Genomic DNA, 21311 nt, shown 5'->3' with positions numbered 1-21311 from the left:
TTGAGTGAACGCAAGAGTGGCCCGTGCGACGGGGTGTCGGCTTGATGGATTTAGTCTGTGTCGATGACGAAATCGGCACAGCATCCGCCGCTGTCAGTGGCTGTGGGGCAGGTGCTCGAACAGGGTCGTGCAGACGCCGGCAATGTGCTCGTCCAGAAGCTTCACCGCCAGGTCCACATCGCCTGCGCGGCAGGCCGCGAGGATCTCGCGGTGTTCGTGATCGGCCCGTTCCTTACCGGCCGACAAGCTCATCTGCATGCGTAGATAACGCTCCAGCTTGTCGTTGACCGAACGGATCAGACTCACCAGAAACGGTCGCTGCGCCGGCTCGTACAGGCAGGAATGCAGCTCCCAATTGAGCTCGGCCCAGCGCCCCACGTCGTCCTCGCCGATGAACTCCTGACAGATGCGCTCGGCACGGGCGAAGGTCTCTTCGGTCATGTTCGGAATGGCCAGGCGCAGAATCTTGTCCTCCAGCAACATCCGCACTTCGAACATCTGCGCCAGTTCCGCATCGGAAACCCGCGTGACCATCGCCCCGCGATTGCGCTGGAACATGACCAACCCTTCGGCCTCCAGCCGCTTGAGGGCTTCGCGCACCGGGATCTTGCTGACATTGAACTGGCGGGCGATGTCGTCCTGGCGGATCGGCTCATCCTCGGCAAAATGCCCGGCGACAATCGCATCCCGCAGATGGCGGGTGATGATTTCCGAAGTCGAAGGCGTGTTACCAAGGTCGGGGGCGTTGAGTTTGGGTAGGTTCACGGCGGCAGTCATTTGGAGTGAGATAGCGCTAGGGTATACGAAATTCTTTTGCTGATCTTCCCCGGTGCGACGGCCATGCAGCCCGCTATAACAAAACGGGCGCCTGCAAAGGCACCCGTTTTCATCCAGGCCTGCGCCGCCTTCTCAAAGACTCTCAGGATCCCCGAAAAACATCTGAATCCGCGACCGCAGCCAACGCTCCCCCGGATCATTGTCCTGGGACCCGCGCCACGCCATGTGCAATTCAAAACTGCGCACCGGCAACGGCGGGTCTTCAGCCCGCACCCCGCCGGCTGCCGTCAGCGCATCGGCGGTATAGTCAGGCACCGTGGCGACGATGTCGGTACCGCTCAACAGCGTGCTCAGCCCGTTGAACTGCGGCACCGCCAGCACCACGTGACGCTTGCGCCCGAGCTTTTCCAGCTCCTCATCGATAAAGCCACTGAGGTCGCCGGCGAACGACACCAGCGCATGGGGGCGCGCGCAGAAGTCATCCAGGCTCAATGGCCCCGGCACGGTGTCGGCGCGCAACAGTTTTGGCAAGCTGCGGCGCAACACCTTGCGCTTGGCATTGGCGGGCAGGTCGGTGGTGTAGCTGACGCCGATGGAAATTTCGCCGGAGGCCAGCAGGCCGGGCATCAGGATATAGTTGACCCGCCGCACCACCAGCACGATGCCCGGCGATTCGGCGCGCAGGCGCTTGAGCAGCATCGGCAGCAGGGCGAATTCGACGTCGTCCGACAGGCCGATGCGAAACACCGCGGTGCTGGTGGCCGGGTCGAATTCGGCGGCACGGCTGACGGCGGTGGAAATCGAATCCAGCGCCGGAGAGAGCAGGGCGAAGATCTCGACCGCCCGCGCGGACGGTTCCATGCTGCGGCCGGTGCGCACGAACAACGGGTCGTCGAACAGCCCGCGCAGGCGCGAGAGGGCCGCACTGATGGCCGGCTGGCCGAGGAACAGCTTCTCCGCGGCGCGGGTCACGCTGCGTTCATGCATCAGGGTTTCGAATACGATCAACAGGTTCAGGTCGACACGACGCAGGTCATTACGATTCATCTTGAGTCCTGGCAGAGTCAGCAAACTTGACGTGAGCGGTCATATGGGAACAATGGCCAGCAGGAATATTACGGGCAAAGGCTGGTACTCTGCACCGGGTAATTGAGTTTTCCCACAAAGGCTGCTTCGGTTTCTTGCGACATTTGACGATGTCGCCGCAGCTGCGGAATCAATGACAGGCATGTCGACTATTAATAGCCACTGATAGTGTTGGGTTGAAAGCCCAGCTAGAGTTCAAGGCATTAGAGGTTCAATTGGCGAGGTTTGCGATGTCCCGCACGATCCGTTTTCACAAGTTTGGTTCAGCCGAGGTGCTCAAATGCGAAGAGCATGCGGCGGCTCTGCCTGCACCGGGCGAAGTGCAGGTGCGCGTCGAAGCCATTGGCATCAGCTGGTACGACACACTCTGGCGGCAGAACCTGGCGTCGTCCCACGCCCGTTTGCCTGCTGGTATTGGCCAGGAAATGGCCGGTATCGTCACTGCGGTCGGTGAGGGTGTCGATGACCTGGCGGTCGGTGACAAGGTCGCCAGCTTCCCGGCCCAGAGCCCGAACGATTATCCGGTCTACGGCGAACTGATCGTGCTGCCGCGTTCCTCGCTGTCCCGTTACCCGGACGTGCTCAGCCCGATCGAAGCCAGCGTGCATTACACGCCGTTGTTGATCGCCTATTTTGGCTACGTCGATCTGGCGCGGGTCAAGCCCGGGCAATTTGCCCTGGTCACTGACGCGAGTCACTGCGCCGGCCCTTCGTTCGTACAATTGGGCAAGGCCCTGGGTGTGCGAGTGATCGCCGCGACCAAGACCGCGGACGAGCGTGAATACCTGCTGTCGCTGGGTGCCGAGAAAGTCATCGTCACCGAGGAAGAAGACCTGCTGATGCGGATCAACAAGATCACCGACAACCGCGGCGTGGATGTGGTGTTCGATGGGTTGGGTGGCCCGCAGATGTCATTGCTCGGCGATGTACTGGCGCCTCGCGGCAGCCTGGTGCTGTACGGCCTGCAAGGTGGCAACCAGACGCCATTCCCGGCGTGTGCGGCGTTCCAGAAGAACATCCAGTTCTTCGTGCACTGCATCGGCAACTTCACCGGCAAGCCGGAACTGGGCATCATCCAGGACCAGGTCGCACTGCAACGTGCCTTGCGCGACATCAACCAGCTGACCGCCGATCGCGTGCTGCTGCCGCTCAAGACCCGGGTCTTCCCGTTTAACGAGTTTGTCGAGGCGCACCGCTACATGGACGAATGTCCATGCCGCGAAAGGGTTGCCCTGCAAGTCGAACCTGCTTGATCCCCTCAAAGAGTCCGTGCCTGCACGGACTCTTGCGCTTTTAGCATTCCCCGACATGAGACGTCCCGCCAGCCTGAAGGTGGGTCGGTTCAGCAACTGAACCGGTTTTTGCTCTCGATCTGTAGCTTCTAATCAACATCCAAGTACTGATAATTGCATGATTACTTTCATCTCAAGGAATGAGTCATGGCCAGGTATCAAGCCGACACTTTTCAATGCGCCTTGTTGACGCATGTTCGACAACTAGTGATTTGTTTTGCAGTCGCCACATTATTACGAGAAGCTACTTTCCTCATTTTTTGTATTAAATGTCTGTGGGACGCTGTCGGACATTTCCTAGGATGCCGAAGGCAATCGCAACAAGCTCTCGCAAAGGCGCAGTGCGTCAGCCTTTGCGTGCCTGCCTAGCTTGCAGCGACCAATTATTTCAAATGATGACAAAAAACTTAATTGTTAGCATTTGGTAATAAAGTTCAGTAATTAATCTCCTTTCAGGCATTCCTGCGCTGTGCGTGCAGTTATTTGCGCTGTATCGAACTTCTGAGTATCAGGTAAATAGAAGTGACCCATATCCATGACCAGGCGATGAACTATGTCTATCAACAAGTACTGCAACGCTTGTTGAGCTATTTTTCACGCGCCGAGCGCACGGCACTGCAGTTGCTGATCCAGCGCCTGGCTGTCGCGGCCGGCGGGATGGATAGAATGGGTGAATACAAGGTATTGGCGGTCCAGTGCGGCTCTCGTGACAGTTGCTACACGCTGGCACTGCTGCGTGCCGCACAATTGACGATCGCCACTCGGGCACCCGCGACATTTCAGTTACGGGTCGCGACCCTACGGCTCAATGGCATGAGCCAATTGGCGCTGGATAATATCCATCGCAGCTACAGCGCCTTGTTCGTCTACGACGATCCCCGGGTCGAGGTGGTGATGGTGGATAACAGGGAGGTGTTGCCGTTCGATCACCAGGCACCTGTGTCCAGCGCCGGGCGTGAATCCAATCGGACGAACCTGCTGATGATCGGCCATCGTCGCGTCGTGGACGGACCGCTTGACCTGTGGGATGACGGGTATCTGGCCACAGGCGAGTTCCATGGACAAATCGCCCGCTGGAACGATGGCGTCGATGCATTGGTCAGTGGCGACTCACCCCGTCAGCAGAAACGTTTCATCGAAGGGCTCAAGCGCGCGGCCGCCAAGGCTGGCCTCAAGACGTCGAGCCGTCACGAGGCGGATTACGGTGGGTTGTTCATGTTGCTCGATGAGATGGGCTGCGATCCTTTTCAGGCAGTTTATGCCGACTATGGCCAGGAGGCCTGGCGCCCGGCAGAACAGTTTGAAGCCTGTCGTCGTACCACTTACATCGATATACACGATGTGCTGGTCGGCCACCTTGAAGAACGCTGGCCGCTACTGACCGAGTTTCTCGGCTTCCAGGCCGATGAACTGGAGGCTCATGTTGGCGAAAATCAATACGTCAGCGTAGCTGTCTCGGCGCACCTGCGGGGATTGCAAGCCTGCTTCGTCCAGGGCGGCACCTATGAGGCAGGTGTTGCACAGTACCTGCAGCGCGCCCTGGTGATGATGCGCCGAAACCAGCTACCGGAAGGCTTGTGCGAACGGGCCGACGAAGCGTTTGGCAACCCGTACAAAATGGCCGATCGGCGCGCACTGATCGCCGACGAGGCGCAGCGGGGCTTTGGCCTGAACGAGGCGCAATGGGTGTGCCTGCTGTTTGCACCTTTTATCGAGCAGGGGGCGGCACTGGAGCGCTTCCTGCGCCAATGCCACCCGGGCATGCTCGTGGCCATGCCCGATTTGCATCGGGCCATGCAGGGGCATCCGGTCGCGGAGCAGATCCTGCAGTGGATGGTCGATGTCAGCGGATTGCCTGTCAGCCTGATCAGCCAGCTATATCGCATGGGGCCGGTGGTGGAGGAGGGCAATTCGATGAGCCAGCCCGACAGCCATGCCTCGGCGCCCGAACAGGCAAGCGACGAGGTGTCCGTGACCGGTGAATGGTCGGCAGGACGTTGAGCGTGCGCATATTGCCGGTCACTTCGAGTGCGCGTGAAGGCCTCCTCGATGGATGTGCCCCCCTGTCATGAAAGGACATCGTGAAACCGATTTCGCCTATCAGGCCGTCTACCGTTACCTCACCAGCCTGATCAGCGAACCCGTGAGCGAAAGGCGTGTACGCCTGCCGTCCTTACGTGAGTTGTCCGAGCGCCTGGGCGTGTCGATCTCGACCATCCAGTACGCTTACTCGCTACTGGAAAAGGAGGGGCGGGTGTATTCGGTGGCCAAGTCGGGTTATTACGCGCTACCGATCGCCCCCAACAGCACGCTCTACGATGGCAGTGACTTGCTCGAGAGCGTTTATGTCAACGCCCGTCTTCCCGCCATGCTGGTGCTGAGCGCGGATGAGCCGGCCTTGCTGCAACCGCTCGACAGCCCGCTGTTGCTGCTGGAAAGGGAGCTATTGCGCCAGTACCCGCGCCAGCCGCAACCGTCTGCGCAACCCTGTGGCGAGCTGGAGTTGCGTACCGCATTGGCAGCGCGCTATACCACCTCGCCGGTGCGCTGCTGGCATGCCGATGATATCTACATCGGCGCCGATCTGCGCGGGGTACTGGAAATACTGATCGTGGTGTTGGGTCTCAAGGATGCCACGGTGGTGGTCGAGTCGCCGTGCGACTGGGCGATCCTGCGCCTGTTCCAGGCCAACAGCGTGAAGGTGGTCGAATGGCCGCTGCTGAGCGACGGTGCGCTGGACTGCAAGCGCCTCAGGGACGTGCTGGAAGCGCAGCCGGTGCGGTTGGTGATGGTGTCTTCCGGGCTGAATATGCCCCGGGGCAGCAAGGCATCCGATGATAACCGGCAAGCGATCGCGCAGTTGCTGGAAGGGCATGACAGTTGGGTGCTGGAAAACGACTGTTATGGCGAACTCGGGTTTGAGCCCGATCAGCTGCGATTTCGCGACCTGTTGGCCCCGGAGCGCTTGATGGTGTTTTCCACGTTCGAGAAGATCATCGGCCCGGAAGCCCCCTACGGCTATCTGCTCTCTCGCCATATGAGCAGCGAGCTGCAGCGGCAATTTTTATTGCGCGCCTTTCGCCTGTCGCCGATTCGCCAGAAAGCCATCGCCCGTTTGTACAGTAACGGTCGCATCGATCAGCACCTGCAGGTACTGCGTCGGCGCCTCAAGGACGGCAAGGAGCAAATGACCCGGTTGCTCCAGGAACGACTGGGCGACACCCTGCAGTTCGTCGAGCCCCAGGGCGGCGCGACGATCTGGCTGCGCTCGCTGCGCCGGGTCGATATGAGCCGGGTGTTCCAGCGATTGCTCAGGCAGCAGGTGGTGGTTGCGCCCGGCGAGCTGTTCAGTCTTCAAGGCTTGCATGCGCAATACTTGCGCTTGAGCCATGGCTCTGGCAGCGACCAGGACCTGGCCGCCGCGCTGGGCTTGCTGGGGGACGCCTTGCGCCTGGAAGCCGTTGATTGAGACCAGGCAAAATAATGCCAATGGATCGATTCCATCGCGCCAAGGTCAAAATGCTTCGCACCAAGGCCAAACTGCTTCGCACTAAGGTCAAACTGCCAGTAAACTCCGTTCCTACTCCTGAACTCTATTCCAGAGGTTTTGCATGACACTCAGTCCTTTTGCGGGCAAGCCGGCACCGGCGCAATTGTTGGTAGACATCCCGCGACTGGTCACGGCCTATTACACCGGTCAGCCCGATGCTGCCATCTCGACCCAGCGAGTAGCCTTTGGCACGTCCGGGCACCGGGGCAGCTCGTTCGACTTGAGTTTCAACGAATGGCACGTCCTGGCGATCAGCCAGGCCATATGCCTGTATCGCGAGGCCCAAGGTATCGATGGCCCGTTATTCGTCGGCATCGATACCCACGCATTGTCCACCCCGGCGGGCGCCAGCGCCCTGGAAGTACTGGCCGCCAATGGTGTGACGGTGATGATCGCCGCAGACGACGAATACACGCCGACCCCAGCCGTTTCCCATGCGATCCTGTGCTACAACCGCGGGCGTACCTCGGGCCTGGCGGACGGCATCGTCATCACCCCGTCCCACAACCCGCCGCAAAGCGGTGGCTACAAATACAACCCGACCAATGGCGGCCCGGCCGACACCCACATCACCAAATGGATCGAAGCCAAGGCCAACGAGCTGTTGGCAAACAAGCTCGCCGGGGTCAAGCGTATCAGCTACGAGCAGGCGCTGAAGGCCAGTACCACCCATCGTCACGACTACCTCAACACCTATGTCGCCGACCTGATCAATGTGATCGATTTCGACGCCATCCGTGATGCCAAGCTGCGCCTGGGCGTCGATCCCCTGGGTGGCGCAGGCGTGCGCTACTGGTCGGCGATTGCCGAGCACTACCGTCTGGACCTGGATGTGGTGAACAAGCAGGTCGACCCGACCTTCCGCTTCATGACGGTCGACTGGGACGGCCAGATTCGCATGGACCCTTCGTCCAGCCACGCGATGCAGGGGCTGATCGGCCTCAAAGAACGCTTCGACGTGGCCTTCGCCTGCGACCCGGATCACGACCGTCATGGCATCGTGACCCCCTCTGGCGGCCTGCTGGCGCCGAACAACTACCTTGCGGTGTCGATCGATTACCTGTTCCAGAATCGCCCGCACTGGCGAGCCGATGCCGCGGTGGGTAAAACCGTGGTCTCAAGCGGCTTGATCGACCGCGTGGCCAAGCGCCTGGGCCGCCGCCTCTACGAAGTGCCGGTCGGCTTCAAGTGGTTTGCCGATGGCCTGTTCGACGGTTCCCTGGGCTTTGGTGGTGAAGAAAGCGCGGGGGCTTCGTTCCTGCGCAAGGACGGCAGCGTCTGGTGCACCGACAAGGACGGGCTGATCCCGGCCCTGCTGGCGGCTGAAATGACCGCCCGAACCGGCCGCGATCCTAGCCAGGCTTACCGTGCCTTGACCGATGAACTGGGCGAACCGTTCTCGGTGCGGGTGGATGCCAAGGCCAACCCCGAACAAAAAGCCCTGCTGAGCAAGTTGTCGCCGGATCAGGTGACCTCCACCGAACTGGCAGGGGAGCCGATCCAGTGCATCCTCAGCCACGCACCGGGCAACGACCAGGCCATTGGCGGCCTGAAGGTCATGACCGAAAACGGCTGGTTCGCGGCGCGTCCGTCGGGCACTGAAGACATCTACAAGATCTACGCGGAGAGCTTTGTCAGCGACGACCACCTCAAGCAGTTGGTGGCTGAAGCCCAGACCCTGGTGGACGGGGCTATTTCGGCGAAATAACTGATGGGCTCATCCCCTGTAGGAGCGAGCTTGCTCGCGATGGACTCAAGAACGGCGCGTTGAATCAGTACACACGCGTTATCGTTAACGACCATCGCGAGCAAGCTCGCTCCTACAGTGAAGACGGCAGCATCAACACCGATACTTGCAGGCAAAAAAAGGGCGACCCTCACGGTCGCCTCTTTTTTGCCTGGCATTCACCCGATCAAGCCAGATCCACCAACACAATCTCACTGTCCTCAATCGCCGTCACCCGCAATACCTGCTCCTGGGCAACCGCGACACCGTCTCGAGCTTGTGCACGCAAGCCATTGACTTCAATGACACCCGTGGCCGGCACGAGGTAAGCGCGACGGCCGCTGTCCAGTTGGTACTCAGCGGTTTCGCCGGCCTTAAGGTTCGCCGCCACCAAGCGCGCATTGGCGCGAATTCGCAGGCTTTGATCGTCCCCGGCCTTGCCACTGGCCAACGTCACGAACCCTTCGCGCTGGCCTTTCGGAAATGGCTTGGCGCCCCAGGAAGGTGCCAGGCCGGATTCGTTCGGGATGATCCAGATCTGGAAAATCCTCGTCGGTGTCGCTTCCAGGTTGTATTCGCTGTGGGCGATCCCGGTGCCGGCGCTCATGACCTGAACGTCACCCGCTTCAGTGCGCCCCTTGTTGCCCAGGTTGTCCTGGTGGGTAATTGCACCTTCACGAACATAGGTGATGATTTCCATGTCCCGGTGCGAGTGCTGCGGGAAACCGGTGCCCGGGGCGATCACATCATCGTTCCACACCCGCAGGTTGCCCCAGTTCATGCGCTTGGGGTCATGGTATTCGGCAAACGAAAAGTGGTGATGGGCATCCAGCCAGCCATGGTGAGCACCGCCAAGCGAGCTGAAAGGTCTGAGTTCAAGCATGATCGTCTCCTGAAAGGTTCGTCATGGGGCACAATGGCTGGCCACGAATCGGGACCGGTGGTTGATGACGGGCATCATCCGTCAGGCAACAATCGATAAAAAGCGTAAAAAGTGCCTCATAATCATCGAATGATTAGATAGGAAAACGCCTGGAAACAGTCTTATACAGCCTTCAATATCGCGCATAAGCCCATGACTCATAAGCATTTCACTAGAACTGAATGGCAAATACAGACACCATAGCCCTCAACAGCCTCACACCCTGGAGTCCGTCCGCGTGCCGCAACACACCCCCGATCTTCCGCCTGAACTTCGCCCCCTGGCCGAGATGCCACTGCTCAAACGCTTGGCCGCGCGCTTTTTTGGTCATGGCCTGACACGCCTGCGCGCACAACACCGTGCGTCCTGGTTGCACGGTCAGGCCGACGGATTTCGCAGCGGACATAGCGCCGGGGTGGATTACGGATACAAGGAAGGCAAGCTCGAAGGGCTCGAAGAGGGCCGGCAAGTCCTGCTGATTCGCGACTCGCGCTGCACCGAGCACCGGCCACCCAACATTGATGACCATCTGTTCGACGATTGGCGCCTGCCATTGAGCGCCGAATTGAAGAAGCGCATGAAAGCCGACGTTGCCCGTTTGCTGCCGGCATATGCCCAGCCCAGCGCCGCGCAGTGGAAGATGATCTTCAGTGACACGCCATCGACCTCGGTGATTGCCGGTGCGGGCGCAGGCAAGTCGACGACGCTGGTCCTGCGCATTTTGCTGCTCCACCACTACCTGGGGTTCGAGCTGGGCTCGATGACCGTGGTGACGTTTACCCGCGAGTCGCGCAAGGACTTCATCAACAAACTGATCGAACTGTTCGCGCTCTGGGGGCGGGCAGTCAGTTTCAGGGAAGCGCGTGACCTGGTGCGCACCTTCCATTCGCGGATACTGCCGATGGTTCGCAGTCTGCCGGGCTTTGAACGGCTGCAAGCTTTCGAAAACCTCAGCCACCGAGCGCAAGGGGCGGATGACGAGGTGGACAGCAACCCGTTCGACCTGCGCATCAATGACGCCCAGCGTCAGCAACTCAACGCCTGTTATCACGCCTTGCATAGTCGCGATGAGCGTTTTCGCGAGCTGATCCAGCCGCTGTCGCGCCACGCCTTGCAACTCAAGGAGCTTGAGCGCGACCACCCCGATGTACAGAAGCGCGTGGCCGTCACCGAGCTGGCGGCCAAACGCGATGAAGAACTCTGCGACCTGGTGGAGGACTTGTGGTTTCGTGCTGGCGCCTGGCCAATCAAGGGCATCGAACCCCAGCGGCAAACGTTTGATATCAACGGCAGCACCTTTCATTGCCACGGTTACATTCCGTCGCTGGATGCCTGGGTGGTGCTGGGTTTCGACCCTGGGGAAAATCCGCAACTGACCCGGCCGAATGCCAAGCTGACACTGCGTGCGGAAACGGCGGTTAAGCGCACCCTGTTTCAAGCTTTCTGCCGTAAGCCATTGATATGGCTGGATAGTTACGAATCATCCAGGCGTGTCTTGGCGTCCCTTGCCGGCGATGCGAGCGCCGGGCCCGGCTTCGATTACAAGGTCAAGGGTGAACTGGCTTCCGCGCCGTTGCTGGACTGTTTTGTCGGCGCCGCCGGGTTCATCGAAAACCTCGGCCTGGATGTGCCGACGGCGGTGGGCCAGATGAGCTTTGCCAAGGATGATCCGGACCGGTTTTTCTTCGAGGCCTTGAGCCTGTTCTGGCGAGCCCTGGAAGATCACTTGCTCGACCAGAAGCCGCCGGTCATGACCTACAACCGTATGTTCGCGTTGTTCAGCGAGCATTCCCCGGAGAACCTCAAGTTGCTCAGCGACGAGCTGTTGCGGCCGCTGTCGCACTTGATGATCGACGAGTTCCAGGATGTCTCGCCGCAGATCGTCTCGTGGATCCGCGCCAGCCTGGCCGAGATCCGCAGCCGCGGCCCGGCCATGCACACAGGACGCGGCGCCCAGCGCTCATCATTGTTGTGCGTGGGCGATGACTGGCAGTCGATCTACGGTTGGCGCGGCAGTTCGCCGAGCTATTTCATGGAGTTCAACAAGACGTTCTCTTCGCCGAGTACCACCAAGGTCATGCTCAGCGACAATTATCGCAGCCACCAGCACATCATCGACGCTGCCGAACACATCGTGCGGGCTGCGCCAGCGATTGCCGGCAAGAAGGCCAAGGCCAGCGGCGAGCCAAAGGCGTTGTTGCCGGTCAATGTGCTGGACCGGGACGACCAGGGAATGGCTGAGCGCCTGATGGAGCACTACCGCAAGGGTGACTCAATCTTGATGCTGTATCGAAAAAGTAGCGATAAGTTATTGATAGAAAAGCATATTGAATCCGTAGTTAATGTAGATTCTAACTTGCCCCACGAAGCCCGGCGGCTCAAGCAACTGACCTATCACAGCGCCAAGGGTCTTCAGGCTGACGCCGTGTTCCTGCTTGGCGATTGCCAACACCTGACCCTTTCACCGTACAAGAACCAGGTGTACCGCATGGCGGGCCTGGGCAAGGCTGGCGATAGCGAGCCTTATGACAATGCACAGAAAGACGAAATTCTACGCCTGGCCTACGTGGGCATTACCCGGGCCGTGAGCCATTGCTATTGGTATGTCGACGCGCAGGAGACCCAGGCGGTGAACATGCCCAAGGCGTCGGACCGGATCAGTCAGGGCAAGGCGTTCTTTGCCGATCATAGGCAGGCCAAGACCCCGGCGTAATCCAATCAATCTCTCGCGGCCGTACCCGATCTCCTGTAGGCGCTGGCTTGCCAGCGATGGTCGTCAACGATGACGCGCACTGTCTGAAAGAATGCGTTGTCTGGACGTTTTTCGCGAGCAAGCCAGCTCCTACAGTTGATCGGGCACAACCGCGAGAGATGATCTGCTGCCCGATCCATGATCCCGCAAAAAACAAAAAAGCCCACCATATCGTGGGCTTTTGGATGGGGGGAGGCCTGCCTTCAGGCATAACTCCTGAGGGCCACCGGAGGAATGAACGCTTCTAGCTCATCCTCCACGGCTTCGATTATTCGCTCGACGTCAGCGGCATTCATGACGGTCGAACAGGGGATACCGGCGATGGCGATCATGGTCTCGCCACTGGCCCGATCAAACAAACGGGCAATCATGCTGCCCGGGGCGTCCATGCTTGCCTCGAAACCCATGGGATGGAAATGCCAGCGCATCAGCTGGCAGGCATTTGGAAAAGTGACCTTGCTGAACCCTTTATTCATGTGTTGCCCGCCTTCTTCATCGAGCGCTTCCGTTAGCTCACGTTAGGAGGGAAGAGCCTTCATTGGCTCAACCAGTGACAGTCTTTAAAAGTAGCATCTGGATGTGAAAGAAATGTGGTTTTTTCAGGCCGTTTGGCAATTGCTGCCATTTTTTTGATGCAGGTCACGCCCGCCAACGTTTGCGCAACGGCCAGCCTTCGTCAGCCATTGAAGGTGCGGGCAAACTTGGGCAAGCTCGGCACTTTTGTTCGAGACCTACCATGCACGCCGAGGATGATGGCCCGCTGCAAACCCAGGCCACGGGCGAGACGGTCATGCGTTACCACCTGCGCTGGAAACACCGCGATCTGGACGGGGTCATGGCGCTGTATCACCCCGAAGTCCAATACAGCGATTATTTCCAGAACCGGGTGATGGCGCTTGATGAACTGCGTGACTATGTGCACAGCAGCATGCCCCGTGACGCAGACGAAGCCCTGGAACACACCGACCGCATCCGCCTGGACGGCAACACCGCGTTCATCCAGTACCGCATCACCCTGCGCGGCGGTGAAGGGCTGGTGTCGTTTCGCGCCAGTGAAGCGATCACCGTGAAGGACGGGCTGATCTGGCGGGTCAACGAATACGCTTCACTGGTTCACGAACAGCCAACCCGCAAAACCAGCGGCAGCCAGCGCCCGGCGGTCAGTCGCCTGGGCCTTTCGCCACGGCAGCTGAGCTTCATGGCCGACGACCTGCAACAGTACTTCCAACGCCAGCAGCCTTATCTCGACCCTGGGATCGACCTGCAACGGGTGGCTCAGGAGTGCGGCTACAGTCGCAACCAGATTTCCTATCTGCTCAACCAGGTGCTGGGGCAGAGCTTCTATCGCTACGTCAACCAGGCACGCCTGCAGCATCTGCTCAGCGCCCTGGACAATGCCACGCCGCCGGTGCGCATCGACGAGCTGGCGTTTGCCGCAGGCTTCAATTCACTGTCGGCGTTCTACAGTTGTTTCCGCCAGCACACCGGCCTGTCGCCCAAGGCCTACGTCAAACAGATTTCCTTGCGTGCACGCGCGCAAGACAGCGCCTGAACCCGCGCATTAGGATCAACGCCATTGAAGTCTGAATGGCGGAGTCTTGCATGCCGGCGTGGCGCACTATCAGTTTGTGGATGGACCAACTCGACGAGCCTCTGGTGGCGCGTGCGGCGCTGGAACAGGATCTGGATGTCGACGTCGCCATCATCGGCGCGGGATATACCGGGCTCTGGGCCGCGTACTACCTCAAGCGCCAGGCCCCCGACCTGAACATTGTCATCATCGAGGCGCAAACAGCCGGTTTCGGCGCCTCGGGGCGCAATGGCGGGTGGTTGATGGGCAACTTGCTGGGCGAAGACCGTTTGCTTGCAGCCTCGTCGCCCGAGCAACGTCGCGCTTCCTACGGTTTGCTGCATGACATTCCCGATGAAGTGAAAAACGTCATCGAACGTGAAGGCATCGACTGCGATTATCGCAAAGGTGGCGCACTCTACTGCGCCGCCCGCTACCCCGAGCAGGAGGCCAGCCTGCGCCAGTACCTGGACACGCTGTACAGCCAGGGTCTTAACGAAAACGACTACCGCTGGCTGAATCCGGAGCAGTTGGCGCAGCAGATCCGCGTGGCCAAGCCTTACGGCGGTATCCATGCGTCCCACGTCGCGACCCTGCATCCGGCCAAACTGGTCCGCGGGCTGGCGAGTGCGGTCGAGCGCATGGGCGTCAGGATCTACGAGAACAGCCCGGTAAACCACTGGCAGTCTGGCAGCCTGCGCACGGCCCGGGCCTCGGTGCGCAGCCGCTGGGTGGTGCCGGCGGTCGAAGGCTATTCGGTGACCTTGCCGCCGCTGGGGCGCTATCAGTTACCCGTGCAAAGCCTGATCGTGGCCACCGAGCCGCTGTCGGCCGCCACTTGGGACGAGATCGGCCTCAGTCACGGCCAGGCCTTCAGTGAAAGCAGTCGCCAGGTCACCTATGGCCAACGCACGGCCGACAACCGATTGATCTTCGGTGCCCGTGGCGGCTATCAATTTGCCGGCAGGCTGCGCCATGACTTTGACCTGACCCACAGCGAAATCGAGTTGCGCCGGTATCTGTTCGGCGAACTTTTCCCCCAGCTGCGCAATGTGCAGATCACCCATGGCTGGGGTGGCAACCTGGGCATGTCGCGGCACTTCAAGCCACACATGCTGTGCGACCAGGCCAGCGGTATCGCCCTGTCCGGTGGTTATGGCGGGGAGGGTGTCGGCGCCAGCAACCTGGGCGGCAGGACCCTGGCCGACCTGATCCTGCAGCGCGACACCGTGCGGGTCCGGCAACCCTGGGTGATCCCCCAGGGCGGTCTGGACGCACTCAAGGCCTGGGAACCCGAACCCTGCCGCTGGCTCGGCTACAACGCAATCATCCGCAGCTTCGTCCACGAAGACCAGACCCTGGCGAACCCGAGCAGCGCGCCCTGGCGGCGCAAGCTCGCCAGCGGGGTCGCGGGCTTCATGGAAGGTTTCATGCACTAACCAGCGTTTTCTTCACTGACAGGTACTCCCATGCGCATCACCCAATTCAAAAACACCGCCACTGTGCAATTGCAAGAGTCGAACCCGGTCGCCGTGCCTTTGGGCACGCCGGTGGCTGTGGCTTCCACCACCAGCGTCGAGCGCGACGACGGCGTCGAGACGGGCGTCTGGGAATGCACCCCCGGTCGCTGGCGGCGGCAGATCGTCGCCCAGGAATTCTGTCACTTCATCCAGGGACGCTGCACCTTCACCCCGGACGAGGGTGAAACCCTGCACATCGAAGCGGGCGATGCACTGATGTTGCCGGCCAATAGCCTCGGCGTCTGGGATATCCAGGAAACCGTGCGCAAGACCTACGTCCTGATTTTCTGAATACCGATCCCTCGATTGCCTGCCGTTTTCCAACAACAAAAACAGTCACCACAGGAATCTACCCATGACCGCCCGGTGCTGCTCAAGGCATTGCAGACCAACGATCCGGGCAACGAGCACGGTTTCCCGTACCTGTGGGGCAGTACCGGCATCGGCTACAACATCGCCAGGATCAAGGCGGTGCTGGGCGAAAACGTGCCAGTGGATTCCTGGGACCTGATCTTCAAGCCCCCAAGGAAGGCGCCGCCATCTGGTTTGACATGGTCGCCATGCCCGTGGACGCGCCAGATGAAAAGGCCGGTTACGCTTTCATGAACTACCTGCTGCGGCCGGACGTCATGGCCAGCATCAGTAACCATGTGCACTACGCCAATGGCAACGCACAGGCCGATAGCCTGATCGACCCGGCCATCAAGAACGACACCAAGGTTTATCCGAGCCCGGACATGATGGGGAAACTGTTTGCGCTCGAAGCGATGCCGTTGAACATCGACCGCATTCGCACGCGTGTCTGGAACAAGATTCGGACCGGCAGCTGAAAACCTTACCCTGGCCATCGGGACAGGACGTCCTGGTTGCCTTTTAGTGCAAGCGTTACGGCAATCAAGCTGCCGGATCGACCGTACAAGTCATTGCTCCGGCGCCTGGCATTTGTAAAAGGGTCTCGCTGCCGTTTTGCCAGAAGCTGTAGTCGCCTCGAAAGTCCTTGCCCTTGTACTGGGTGCCGGAATAGTTCGACACCTGGTCAAGGATGACTGCGGCGTTGGCCCATTTCAGGTAGACGACGCCCGGCTCAGCATTGAAAAAGGTCGCGGTGATCACTCCGTTGAACCCGGTGCAACGATAGGCGATGGGGCCTTCGGTGAGTCTGCTGGGATCCTTGGTCCGGGCAATCGCCGAACCCTGGCGCAACTGGTGCGCGCGCTCGGCATAGCTGCGGACCGTGCACGCCTTGGCTTGCGCCCCGGCACACTGATTACGGGCGTGGATCCAGAACTGCTGATCAATCTCCACTTTGTCCGGGTGCGGTACCGAATGTTCATCCGTGAGCGCCAGCAGATAAAGGCGTTGCAGTTCCCTGTCCATTTGCGCCAGTTGGGCATCGCGACAGATCAGCTTTTCCACCGACTCCCGGGCCTGGGCGCAATCGAAGCTGGTTTTGAAGACGGGCGCGGGCGCTTTGGTCCTTGCATGGATACTTGCTGTCGCGCACAGGGTGGCGGCAAAGAGAGACGCCAATAGGGGTGTGACCATTTTCATGCGGGTTTCACCCGGATCAATGCGTGAGCTTGAGGTACAACGGAATCCATCGAGCCCGTCCACCGTCGTTCCTGCGCATGGGCTGTATCGCAGTTTAAGCTAGTGTGCCGAACCTGCCACACCGAGAGCGCGTGAGCAGGGCGGCGTTGAGAGACTGTTGCTTCTCAATCTTCCTGGCGAACCGTGGCCACTTCATCAGCCCTGACCTTCACCGTCGCCCCGGAAATATCCTCGAACTCGTAGAAGCCGTCCTTTGTCTTGGTTTTCGGCATGTCCTTGGTCAGGTACTGGGTGCCGTTCTGCAGGGTAACCACCGTGGGCGTCGAGCAGCCGGCCAGGGCCAAAAAGGCTGCTATCGCCAGGGGTAAGCCCAGGGTCTTGATGTTCATAGTCACCTCTCATGGTTCAATAAAACAGGGTGGCTGCCGCAAGCGAGTACAGGTCCATGGCGATTGGTGCCATGGAACGGCAGAAAGTTCTGTGCCCTGGGCAAAAAACCCTTACAGGGCCGCCGCTTATCCTTTTCCGATTGCATGGGGCAGGGCGTTACTGGTATCTGTATGCATAACCAGTGCTCGTTCATCATGGCTCTTTTCACGTGACCGCAAATCCTCTCGACGATCCGTTCTACTACCTCAACAACTTCATGCAAGTGCTTGATTGGCTGGAGCATCGCTATGGCGACGTGTTGAGCGACGAAGAGCATCGCTTCATTAGCGACTTCAATGGCTTGCCTCGCGAGTCCCGGGCGCTGCTGGTCAGAATGGTCATGCGCAAGGGCGTTCATTTCCGGGCCACCAAGCTGCATTACGCCGAGATCGGTGACATCGCCAGCGCAGCCGAGCCGTTGCTGGCGCTGGGCTGGCTCGACGAGCGCCAGCCGTTATCGATCGAGGCGTTGTTTGAAGTGTTGCTCAAGGCAGAAATACTTCAACACCTGGGCAACACGATTGTTCAGCCCAAGGGTAAAAAAACTGACTGGCTGCCGGCACTGTGCGAGCAGTTTCCTCAAACGCAGGCCTTCAACGACTGGTGTCCGGCGCTGAGCGACCGCTTGTTCAGCCTGACTATCATGAGCTTGTGCGATCGCCTGCGCTTGATGTTTTTCGGCAATGCCTACCAGGACTGGTCAGAATTCGTCCTGGCGGACCTGGGTATCTTTACCTATGAAAAGGTCGAGTTTAGCGATGATTCCCGGGGCTTGCGCAGCCGCGAGGATGTCGACGCCTGCCTTTTCCTCTATCAGTGCCAGCAGCTGTTCGAGGCCGGAGAGGCGGTGGCCGACATCGTCCTGCAGATCAACGCCCTGGCGTTGAGCAATCCCTGGCTGCAGAGGCGCCGCGACAAGCAGTTGTTCCAGATGGGCCAGGAGTGCGAGCGCGTCGGTGATTTCTGCGCCGCGTTGAGCCTGTACCGTGATTGCGCGTATCCCGGCGCGCGCGTGCGCATGATCCGGGTGCTGGAGCGTCTGGGTGAGTACCAGCTGGCCCTGGACCTGGCTTGCCAGGCCGAACAGTCGCCGCAAAACGCCGCGGAGCAGCAACACCTGCTGCGTGTCCTGCCCAGGCTGCGGCGCAAGCTGGGCGGGCCGGCGGTCAAACGTGCGGCCCCGCGGGAGATGCTGCGCCTGGACCTGCAACTGAGCAGGACCGACCCTTTGTTGTCAGTGGAAAACTACGTCCAGGCGCACCTGGGCGAAGACTCGGCACCGGTTCATTACGTCGAAAACAGCCTGGTCAACTCGTTGTTCGGCCTGCTGTGCTGGCCGGCGATTTTCGCACCGCTGCCGGGGGCGTTTTTCCATCCGTTCCAGCGCGGTCCGGTGGACCTGTTGAGCGAAGACTTCCATGGCCGCCGGGCCGAGTTGTTCCAGGCCTGCCTCGGCGAACTCGACGACGGGCGCTACCGTGAAACCATCCGCGCGCGCTATGTCGAAAAGTGGGGGGTACAGTCGCCATTCGTGTTCTGGGGCGCACTCAGCGAGGCGTTGCTGGAGCAGGCGCTGGACTGCTTGCCCGCCGAGCACCTCAAGCACTGGTTCAACCGCTTGTTGCTGGACATCAAGGCCAATCGCGCGGGTATGCCGGACCTGATCCAGTTCTGGCCGCAGGAAAAAACCTATCGCATGATTGAGGTCAAGGGGCCGGGGGATCGTCTGCAGGATAACCAGCTGCGCTGGCTGGAGTTCTGCCATGAACACCGCATGCCGATCGCCGTGTGTTATGTGCAATGGGCGGAGCAGGGCGCTTGAGCTACAGCATCGCGGTGCGCGCGTTGTGTGAGTTCACCGCCAAGGTCGGAGACCTCGACTTGCGTTTCACCCCGTCGCCGACCGCGCTGGAAGGTATTGTCGGGCACCGCACGGTGGCGTCACGGCGCAGTGACGGCTATCAGAGTGAAGTCGCCCTTGAAGGTTCGTTTCAGGGCCTGACGGTCAAGGGCAGGGCGGATGGCTACGACCCCGTGCAAAACTGCCTGGAAGAGGTCAAGACCTACCGTGGCGACTTGAGCAAGCAACCGGCCAACCACCGTCAATTGCACTGGGCGCAAGCCAAGATCTATGGCTGGCTGATGTGCTGCAAACTCAAACTTGCGCAGATCAACCTGGCGCTGGTGTATTTCGATATCGTCAGCGAAAAGGAAACCTGTCTGGTCGAGGGGGTCGACGCTGGCGAACTCGAGCAGTTCTTCGAACACCATTGCCGCCTGTTCCTGCATTGGGCCGAACAGGAAACGGTCCATCGCCAGGGGCGTAACCGGGCGGCGCAACAGCTGGCGTTTCCCCATGCCGACTTTCGCCCGGGGCAGCGTCACCTCGCCGAATCGGTGTTCAAGGCCGTCAGCACCGGCCGCTGCCTGATGGCCCAGGCCCCCACGGGAATCGGCAAGACCGTCGGCACCCTGTTTCCGCTGCTCAAGGCCCTGGCGCCGCAGCAATTGGACAAGGTGTACTTCCTCACGGCTAAAACCCCGGGACGCAAGCTGGCCCTGGACGCCGCGCAGGTGATCCTGGAAAGCGCCGATGCGCCGCCCCTGCGGGTGCTGGAGATGATCGCGCGGGACAAGGCCTGTGAACACCCGGACAAGGCCTGCCACGGTGAGTCCTGCCCGCTGGCCCAGGGTTTCTATGATCGCTTGCCGGCGGCGCGCCAGGCCGCCAGCGAGCTGAGCCTGCTGGACCAGAGCGCATTACGCCGGGTCGCCCTGGAGCATGAGGTATGCCCGTATTACCTGAGCCAGGAAATGGCCCGCTGGGCCGACGTGGTGGTTGCCGATTACAACTATTACTTCGATTTCAGTGCGCTGTTGTTCGGCCTAGCCCAGGCCAACGCCTGGAAAGTCGCGGTGTTGGTCGACGAAGCCCACAACCTGGTGGAGCGTGGTCGCCAGATGTACAGCGCCAGCCTCGATCAATCGACCCTCGATGGCGTACGAAAAACCGCCCCCGAGGCGTTGAAAAAGCCACTGCAGCGGGTCAACCGTGAATGGAATGCCCTGCATAACCTGCAACTGGGGGCCTATCAGGCCTACGACAAGCCGCCGGAAAAACTGCTCCAGGCCTTGTCTTCGTGCAGCGCCAGCATCGGTGATTACCTGAACGACCATCCGCAGGGTCTTGATAGTGCATTGCAGGGTTTCTACTTCGACGTCCTGCAGTTCTGTCGGGTGGGCGAACTGTTCGACCCGCAGTACCTGTTCGACATCAGCAAACGCGACCTCGAACGCAAGCGCAACCTCTCGCAACTGTGCCTGCGCAATGTGGTGCCCGCCGGCTTCATCGGGCCGCGCCTGAGCGCTGCACGCAGCACCGTGCTGTTCTCGGCGACCCTCAGCCCGCGCCACTATTACGCCGATTTGCTGGGTACCCCGGCGAACACCGTGTGCATCGACGTCGAGTCACCCTTTCATGCTGGGCAGCTGCACGTGCAGATCGTCAACCAGATCTCAACGCGCTTTGTTCATCGCCAGGCCTCCCTGGCGCCAATCGTTGAGCTGATCGCCCGACAGTTCCAACAGCGCCCCGGCAATTACCTGGCGTTCTTCAGCAGCTTCGATTACCTGCAGCAAGTGGCGCAGTTGCTGGCTGAGCGCTATCCCGGGATCAACCTGTGGTCACAGTCACGGGGCATGGCGGAGGCGCAACGCCAGGAATTCCTCGAGCGCTTCACCGCCGAAAGCCAAGGTGTTGGCTTCGCCGTGCTGGGCGGGGCGTTTGGCGAAGGCATCGATTTGCCAGGCGCACGCTTGATCGGCGCGTTCATCGCCACCCTGGGGTTGGCGCAGCTCAACCCGGTCAATGAGCAATTCAAGCGACGCATGGCGGCCCTGTTCGGCGCAGGCTACGACTACACCTACCTGTATCCCGGCGTGCAAAAAGTGGTGCAGGCCGCAGGCAGGGTGATTCGTACCCAGCAGGATCAAGGCGTGGTGATGTTGATCGATGACCGGTTTGGCGAGACCAAGGTCAAGCACTTGTTGCCGCGCTGGTGGTCAATTGCACCGGCGACTGTTCAAATGGACGGTTTATCGCATACTTCAGAAAAACAGCAGTCGATGTGAGGGAT

16 protein-coding genes and 1 pseudogene are annotated in these 21311 nt (G+C 60.2%); 11 read left to right on the top strand and 6 right to left on the bottom strand.

What is annotated here, in order from left to right:
* Positions 1 to 93: 93 nt before the first annotated feature.
* Both ACYP2Q_RS03545 and ACYP2Q_RS03540 read right to left on the bottom strand, forming a co-directional pair.
* Entirely contained in the window at positions 94 to 777 is a 684-nt protein-coding gene (locus ACYP2Q_RS03545; RefSeq protein ID WP_217835079.1) for a GntR family transcriptional regulator, read from the bottom strand.
* 132 nt (positions 778 to 909) lie between these two features.
* Positions 910 to 1824 (bottom strand): LysR family transcriptional regulator, encoded by a 915-nt coding sequence (locus ACYP2Q_RS03540; protein ID WP_459729214.1) that lies wholly within the window; start codon positions 1822 to 1824, stop codon positions 910 to 912.
* 269 nt (positions 1825 to 2093) lie between these two features.
* Between ACYP2Q_RS03540 and ACYP2Q_RS03535 the strand changes: the two genes are divergently transcribed.
* From ACYP2Q_RS03535 to pgm, 4 genes are all read left to right on the top strand, one after another.
* The gene (locus tag ACYP2Q_RS03535; protein WP_459729213.1) at positions 2094 to 3116 is read left to right on the top strand and encodes a zinc-dependent alcohol dehydrogenase family protein; all 1023 of its coding nucleotides are present in this window, start codon (positions 2094 to 2096) and stop codon (positions 3114 to 3116) included.
* 561 nt (positions 3117 to 3677) lie between these two features.
* Positions 3678 to 5156 carry a hypothetical protein gene (locus tag ACYP2Q_RS03530; protein WP_459729212.1) on the top strand — a complete coding sequence of 493 codons (1479 nt, stop codon included), beginning with the start codon at positions 3678 to 3680 and terminating at the stop codon, positions 5154 to 5156.
* A 67-nt stretch (positions 5157 to 5223) separates the two neighbouring features.
* Positions 5224 to 6624, top strand: a complete 1401-nt coding sequence (locus ACYP2Q_RS03525; RefSeq protein WP_459729211.1) for an aminotransferase-like domain-containing protein — start codon at positions 5224 to 5226, stop codon at positions 6622 to 6624.
* A 142-nt stretch (positions 6625 to 6766) separates the two neighbouring features.
* Complete coding sequence (gene pgm, locus ACYP2Q_RS03520; protein WP_459729210.1) at positions 6767 to 8413, top strand: phosphoglucomutase (alpha-D-glucose-1,6-bisphosphate-dependent); 1647 nt, start codon at positions 6767 to 6769, stop codon at positions 8411 to 8413.
* A gap of 205 nt (positions 8414 to 8618) precedes the next feature.
* Here pgm and ACYP2Q_RS03515 read toward each other — a convergent pair whose 3' ends face one another.
* On the bottom strand, positions 8619 to 9314 hold the full coding sequence (locus ACYP2Q_RS03515) for a pirin family protein (protein ID WP_459729209.1): 696 nt from the start codon (positions 9312 to 9314) through the stop codon (positions 8619 to 8621).
* A gap of 277 nt (positions 9315 to 9591) precedes the next feature.
* Between ACYP2Q_RS03515 and ACYP2Q_RS03510 the strand changes: the two genes are divergently transcribed.
* A complete protein-coding gene (locus tag ACYP2Q_RS03510) occupies positions 9592 to 12066 on the top strand; it encodes a UvrD-helicase domain-containing protein (protein ID WP_459729208.1) in 2475 nt (824 codons plus the stop codon).
* A 242-nt stretch (positions 12067 to 12308) separates the two neighbouring features.
* Here ACYP2Q_RS03510 and ACYP2Q_RS03505 read toward each other — a convergent pair whose 3' ends face one another.
* Entirely contained in the window at positions 12309 to 12581 is a 273-nt protein-coding gene (locus tag ACYP2Q_RS03505) for a DUF1652 domain-containing protein (protein WP_033043601.1), read from the bottom strand.
* A 260-nt stretch (positions 12582 to 12841) separates the two neighbouring features.
* On the opposite strand from ACYP2Q_RS03505, the gene ACYP2Q_RS03500 reads away from it, so the two are divergent.
* The 4 genes and pseudogenes from ACYP2Q_RS03500 to ACYP2Q_RS03485 form a co-directional block, all read left to right on the top strand.
* The gene (locus ACYP2Q_RS03500; RefSeq protein WP_459729207.1) at positions 12842 to 13657 is read left to right on the top strand and encodes a helix-turn-helix transcriptional regulator; all 816 of its coding nucleotides are present in this window, start codon (positions 12842 to 12844) and stop codon (positions 13655 to 13657) included.
* Between the two features lie 50 nt (positions 13658 to 13707).
* A complete protein-coding gene (locus ACYP2Q_RS03495) occupies positions 13708 to 15114 on the top strand; it encodes an NAD(P)/FAD-dependent oxidoreductase (RefSeq protein WP_459729206.1) in 1407 nt (468 codons plus the stop codon).
* Positions 15115 to 15144: 30 nt separating this feature from the next.
* Positions 15145 to 15486: a cupin domain-containing protein gene (locus tag ACYP2Q_RS03490; RefSeq protein WP_459729205.1), complete on the top strand. Its 342-nt coding sequence runs from the start codon at positions 15145 to 15147 to the stop codon at positions 15484 to 15486.
* 72 nt (positions 15487 to 15558) lie between these two features.
* Positions 15559 to 16025, top strand: a pseudogene (locus ACYP2Q_RS03485) (type 2 periplasmic-binding domain-containing protein); the annotation flags it as partial.
* Positions 16026 to 16089: 64 nt separating this feature from the next.
* Here ACYP2Q_RS03485 and ACYP2Q_RS03480 read toward each other — a convergent pair.
* Together ACYP2Q_RS03480 and ACYP2Q_RS03475 are read right to left on the bottom strand one after the other, a co-directional pair.
* The gene (locus tag ACYP2Q_RS03480; protein WP_459729471.1) at positions 16090 to 16746 is read right to left on the bottom strand and encodes an MliC family protein; all 657 of its coding nucleotides are present in this window, start codon (positions 16744 to 16746) and stop codon (positions 16090 to 16092) included.
* Positions 16747 to 16910: 164 nt separating this feature from the next.
* The gene (locus tag ACYP2Q_RS03475) at positions 16911 to 17135 is read right to left on the bottom strand and encodes a YgdI/YgdR family lipoprotein (RefSeq protein ID WP_459729204.1); all 225 of its coding nucleotides are present in this window, start codon (positions 17133 to 17135) and stop codon (positions 16911 to 16913) included.
* A 209-nt stretch (positions 17136 to 17344) separates the two neighbouring features.
* Here ACYP2Q_RS03475 and ACYP2Q_RS03470 point away from each other — a divergent pair, with 209 nt between their 5' ends.
* The gene (locus ACYP2Q_RS03470) at positions 17345 to 18997 is read left to right on the top strand and encodes a VRR-NUC domain-containing protein (RefSeq protein ID WP_459729203.1); all 1653 of its coding nucleotides are present in this window, start codon (positions 17345 to 17347) and stop codon (positions 18995 to 18997) included.
* Positions 18994 to 21306, top strand: a complete 2313-nt coding sequence (locus ACYP2Q_RS03465) for an ATP-dependent DNA helicase (RefSeq protein WP_459729202.1) — start codon at positions 18994 to 18996, stop codon at positions 21304 to 21306. The genes ACYP2Q_RS03470 and ACYP2Q_RS03465 overlap by 4 nt, the downstream gene beginning before the upstream one ends.
* Positions 21307 to 21311: the final 5 nt, after the last annotated feature.

It is taken from the genome of Pseudomonas sp. MHK4 (assembly GCF_054600775.1).
Note: the sequence above shows the minus strand (reverse complement) of the source record. Positions and strands in the feature narration are given on the sequence as shown.